The organism is Pedobacter sp. UBA5917 (assembly GCF_002432345.1).
Taxonomy (GTDB): Bacteria; Bacteroidota; Bacteroidia; order Sphingobacteriales; family Sphingobacteriaceae; genus Pedobacter.
The window spans coordinates 1-3,541 of the sequence record NZ_DJDT01000165.1; the positions used below are offsets into that span (position 1 = coordinate 1).

Below are 3,541 nucleotides of genomic sequence, written 5' to 3' on the forward strand. Positions count from 1 at the left end.
CTACTACCGCAGCCGTTAATGCAGCAAATGATAAACCTTTTAATCCGGCAGGTAACAGATTCAACAATACCGGATATGCACGGTCGGGGTTAACCGAACCATCCTGTAGCATTTCCGACTGGAAAGCCCCATCTTTATACAATACATAAGCCGCAATACCTGGTAATACCACGATAATCGGCATCAATAATTTTAAGAATGCCGCGAATAAAATACCTCCACGTGCTGTTTTTAAATCAGCCCCCAAAGCACGTTGGGTAATGTACTGGTTACAGCCCCAATAGTTCAGGTTCACAATCCACATACCACCTACAAGTACGCTCAAGCCTGGTAAATCAATATAATTTTCGTTATCAGGTTTTAAAATCATGTGGAAATGCTCCGAGGCTTTAGTGGTCATTAAACTATAGCCTTCAAAAATACCTGATGTTCCATAATGTGTAGAAACCAGGTTTAAAGCTAAATAAGTTGTGGCTAATCCGCCCAAGATCAGGAAAAACACCTGGATTACATCGGTATAACCGATTACTTTCATCCCGCCAAGCGTAATCACAATAGCAAAAATGGCAATGGCATACATACAGAAAGTTAGGTCGAAACCAGAGATACTGCTTACCGCCAAGGCGCCTAAATAAAGGATCGAAGTTAAGTTTACCACTACATATAACAATAACCAGAACACCGCCATAATCATGGCTACTGTACCGTTATAACGTTGGTGCAGGAATTGTGGCATTGTGGCAATCTTGTTTTTCAGGTAAACCGGAATAAAGAAAACCGCAACAATTACCAGGGTAAGGGCCGCCATCCACTCGTAAGTTGCAATTGCCAACCCCATCTTAAAGCCCGATCCGCTCATACCGATAAATTGCTCGGCCGAAATATTTGAGGCAATTAAAGATGCACCGATTGCCCACCAGGTAAGCGATCCTTCTGCCAAAAAATAGTCTTTTGAGCCTGTTGATGCGGATTTTTTCTTGTTGTAGATGTACAGACCGTAAGCAGCCACAATAACGAAGTAGATTGCAAATACAATGTAATCCTTCGAGTCCAATAAATTTTGTTTCATTAATTAATAGCGGTTATTTGGTTTAGAAAGTTAAATGTAATAAAATCATGAAATAATACCTGCTTTTTTTTCAATTAAAAAACGTCTTAATAACGTTTATAAATCACGAACGATCAAAATTAAGTATGGAAATTGATTTTTTTAGCTTGTGGTACGTGAGGACACGTACCACGGCGCAGGGAGACACGTACCACGGACTATCACCTATAGATCTCTCCATTTCGCTATGCTTCAGTCGAGATGATGGGTTTTATTAAGCAAGTGGTCCGTGAAGACACGGACCACAGCGTTTGAGATTAAATATACCTGTTGATCAGGTTTTCCAGGTATTCCTGTTTTCCACTGCGCACTTCCGGTTCGCCATTTTCTGCCGCAAAATTTCTGAGGTCTTCCAGGCTTAATTTACCCTGCTCAAATTCTGCACCTTTACCACTATCAAAAGACGCGTAACGATCGGTCCTTATTTTTTTGTAATCAGATTTTTGAAGGATGGCATCAGCAGTAACCAAAGCCCTTGCAAAAATATCCATACCACCTACATGTGCATAAAACAAATCTTTAGGATCGGTTGAGTTACGGCGGATTTTAGCATCAAAGTTTACGCCTCCGCCCTGAAAACCGCCACCTTCCAAGATGATCAACATGGTTTCGGTCAGTTCATTAATATCATTCGGGAACTGGTCGGTATCCCAGCCGTTCTGGTAATCGCCGCGGTTGGCATCAATAGACCCCAACAAACCATTATCAACAGCAACCTGTAATTCGTGCTGGAATGTATGACCGGCGAGGGTAGCATGGTTAACCTCTAAATTTAATTTAAAATCGGCCAAAAGATCGTACTGCTGTAAAAAGCCTTTAACCGTTGCTGCATCATAATCGTACTGGTGTTTTGAAGGCTCACATGGTTTAGGTTCGATAAAGAAAGTGCCTTTAAAGCCCTGTTTACGTGCATAATCTTTGGCAGTATGTAAAAATCTGGCCAAATGCTCCTGCTCGCGTTTCATATTGGTGTTTAAAAGGCTCATATAGCCTTCACGTCCACCCCAGAAAACATAATTCTCGCCACCCAGGGCAATTGTAGCATCCAAAGCAGCTTTAACCTGTGCCGCTCCATGTGCCAAAACATGAAAATCGGGGTTGGTAGAGGCGCCGTTCATGTAACGTTTATGGCTGAACAGGTTCGCCGTTCCCCAAAGTAGTTTAACACCGCTTTCGGCCTGTTTTTGTTTTGCATATTCAACCAGGGTCTGTAGCCTCCGTTCATTTTCGGCAACATCGTCGGTATAATCTACTACATCTACATCGTGGAAACAGTAATAAGGGATCTGCACTTTGGTAATAAACTCAAAAGCGGCATCCATTTTATCTTTTGCCCTTTCTACGGCATCTTTTTTTTCATCCCATGGAAAAACATGTGTTGCACCACCAAAAGGATCGGAACCATTGCCATTAAATGAGTGCCAATAGGCACAGGCAAATTTAAAATGCTCGTTCATGGTTTTGCCGGCCACTACTCTATTGGCATCGTACCACCTAAAGGCTAATGGATTGTCGCTGGTTAAGCCTTCAAACTGGATCTGATCAATGCCTTTAAAAAATTCTTTTGCTCCTGTTACTACTTTTGTCATGTGTTTTTATTTTTGGTCTTTTGGTTGATGGCTCATGGCCTATGGTTTGTTACTTCATGGTATTTAGTTGATGGTTTGTTGGTTGATAGTTTATAGCAAACTTATCTATGAGCCAATAGACCATGAGCCATGAACCTTTATTTTGCTAATTCTTTTTCCAATATTTCTTTCCAATCCTGGTAAATCGGCTCGTATGCTTCCGAATTTTGCGGCTGTAAGGTTTTAATCACTTCATGTTTGTTAAATGCTTCTTCGGCACTCTTAAAAATACCTGCTCCGATACCAGCGCCCAAAGCAGCGCCAACACTTCCGTCGTTTTCATACAATTCGACAGGGACACCGGTTACATCCACAAAAGTTTGCGCAAAAACTTCGCTTAAAAACAGGTTTGCCAATCCGGCGCGGATTACCTTGGGTTGCATACCATTTTGGCGCATAATATCCAGCCCGTAGCGAAAAGCAAAGGCAATTCCTTCCTGTATGGCCCTAAAAATGGTTGATTGATTGTGTGTGTTTAAATCTATTCCCAATAACTGGGCCCCGGTATATTTATTGTTCAACATCCGTTCGGCACCGTTACCAAAAGGCAGCACTTTTAATCCGTTGCTTCCTATTGGCGCTTCGGCGGCCAGGTTATTCAGTTCTGCGTAGGTAGCTTTTGGTGCAAAATTATGTTTGGCCCAGCGGTACATACTCCCCGTACCGTTAATACAAAGGAGTACGCCGGTATGTTTTTTTTCGGCAGAATAGGTTACATGTGCAAAAGTATTTACCCTCGATTGTTTATCGTAGGTTAAACCGCCACTTACGCCATAAATTACACCCGAGGTACCGGCTGGGGGGG

Annotated in this window: 3 protein-coding genes; all 3 read right to left on the reverse strand. The window is 42.2% G+C overall.

Annotated elements, in window-relative coordinates:
• On the reverse strand, window positions 1-1,069 hold a 1,069-nt coding region (locus B2V92_RS10535; RefSeq protein ID WP_293307621.1), incomplete at its 3' end, for a sodium:solute symporter family transporter.
• Window positions 1,070-1,365: 296 nt separating this feature from the next.
• Window positions 1,366-2,697 carry a xylose isomerase gene (gene xylA, locus B2V92_RS10540; protein ID WP_293307623.1) on the reverse strand — a complete coding sequence of 444 codons (1,332 nt, stop codon included), beginning with the start codon at window positions 2,695-2,697 and terminating at the stop codon, window positions 1,366-1,368.
• A 137-nt stretch (window positions 2,698-2,834) separates the two neighbouring features.
• Window positions 2,835-3,541 (reverse strand): FGGY-family carbohydrate kinase (locus tag B2V92_RS10545; RefSeq protein WP_293307625.1); only part of this gene is annotated, 707 nt, incomplete at its 5' end.

Coding starts and splice junctions, on each gene's coding strand:
- xylA (WP_293307623.1), bottom strand. CDS start 2,697: ATGACAAAAGTAGTAACAGGAGCAAAAGAATTTTTTAAAGGCATTGAT.